Annotated in this window: 2 protein-coding genes; one reads left to right on the top strand and one right to left on the bottom strand. The window is 48.9% G+C overall.

All coding sequences use genetic code 11. The annotated features are described in order from the left end of the window. A partial coding sequence (locus tag DWW33_RS15440; protein ID WP_118639825.1) for a hypothetical protein occupies positions 1–800 on the bottom strand: 800 nt, incomplete at its 3' end. A gap of 302 nt (positions 801–1,102) precedes the next feature. Here DWW33_RS15440 and DWW33_RS15435 point away from each other — a divergent pair. Then, on the top strand, positions 1,103–1,294 hold a 192-nt coding region (locus DWW33_RS15435; protein ID WP_243088697.1), incomplete at its 3' end, for a helix-turn-helix domain-containing protein.

Genomic DNA, 1,294 nt, shown 5'->3' with positions numbered 1-1,294 from the left:
TTTTCTCTTGCCCTCTCGTCAAATTCCCGCTTGTTTTGAAGCGCCTGTACTTTTCGGCACTTGTCGCTGCACAGCTCATACCGCTGGCTCTTTGCCAGAAAATATTTCCCGCAGACCTTGCACTGCCGGAAGCAAAGCCCCCAGTCATTCAGCCTGTTCAGATAATAGGTAATCAAGGGGTAGAGGGACGCATAGGCAGACACACATTCTTCTGTGCGCCGGTTGTCCGGGAACCAGAGGTCAAGCCGGGTATCTTCTGACGGTGCGCCTTTGAAATAAAGGCTGCCAGTTTGAAAATGTTTCGGTTTTCCTGTTTCTCTGTCAAAGATCATGGTTTCGTTATGGAATACCCCGGTCAGGCTGCTCATTTTATCCATGAAGCGGTCACAGGCAGCGTTACGGTCACGAGGTTCTCTGGCAAGCAGATAGCTGTTCCAGATACGGAACGCCACATACATTTTCAGAGGGTCGTTGCTAAGATATTTCTCCCAAAGAAATTCGCTTGCCGCCTGCTCCAGCTCCGGCTGTTTCCATCGGTTGGAGTGGAGAGCTTGCCGCAGCGGAGAAAGCCCGTATAAGTTCCAGTCTCTGTCCGTGTCACGCTCAAAGTTTATCAAAAAAGTTCCCAGTGGGCGTGTCATATCACAAAGCACCTCTGCGTTTTGGCCCCCGTTCAGACGGAAGCGGATCTGCTGTTCTTCCCCAATCAAAATCCGCTCTTTCATTTTCTTCCTGTCCAGCGTCAGGACAAACAAAATCCTCTCAAAACATGGCTCATGCCGTATAAACTGATTCTCCATCCCTATCCCCTGCCTTTGTTTATGGTAATTATATAATTTAGTTATATCCGTTACACTCATGGTATCGCAGAAGCATTGTTTTGTCAAGGATAGTCCGCTATGATGATTGCAGTTGGTAATTTCGTGCCACACAGTACCTTGACAAGTGAATGACCGTCCAAAAGGGATATGACCGGCAGGAGAAGTGACGCATTCGGCGCACCAATGCAGGGAAACACCGCAGGAATGGGGCAGGAAAACGGCTTTGGGGGAGAACGGCAACAGGAAGCATTTTAACCTATTTGATTTATGGGAGGAACAGAATGAACGATAAAAAGAGATTGAACAGCTACGAGGATTTACCGCTGGTTCTGGATGTGGCGGACATTCAGCGGATTATGGGAATTTCAAGAGCGAGCGCCTATGAGCTGGTACACACCCCCGGCTTTCCGGCGTTCCGCAGGGGGAGGCTTATCAAGGTCAGCAAAATTGCTTTCTTTGAATGGATGGCAAAA

Origin of the sequence: Roseburia sp. AF15-21 (assembly GCF_003479505.1) — a bacterium.
Taxonomy (GTDB): Bacteria; Bacillota; Clostridia; order Lachnospirales; family Lachnospiraceae; genus Roseburia_C; species Roseburia_C amylophila.
The sequence above is the reverse complement of the archived record's forward strand: the minus strand, read 5'-3'. Positions and strand labels throughout refer to the sequence as shown.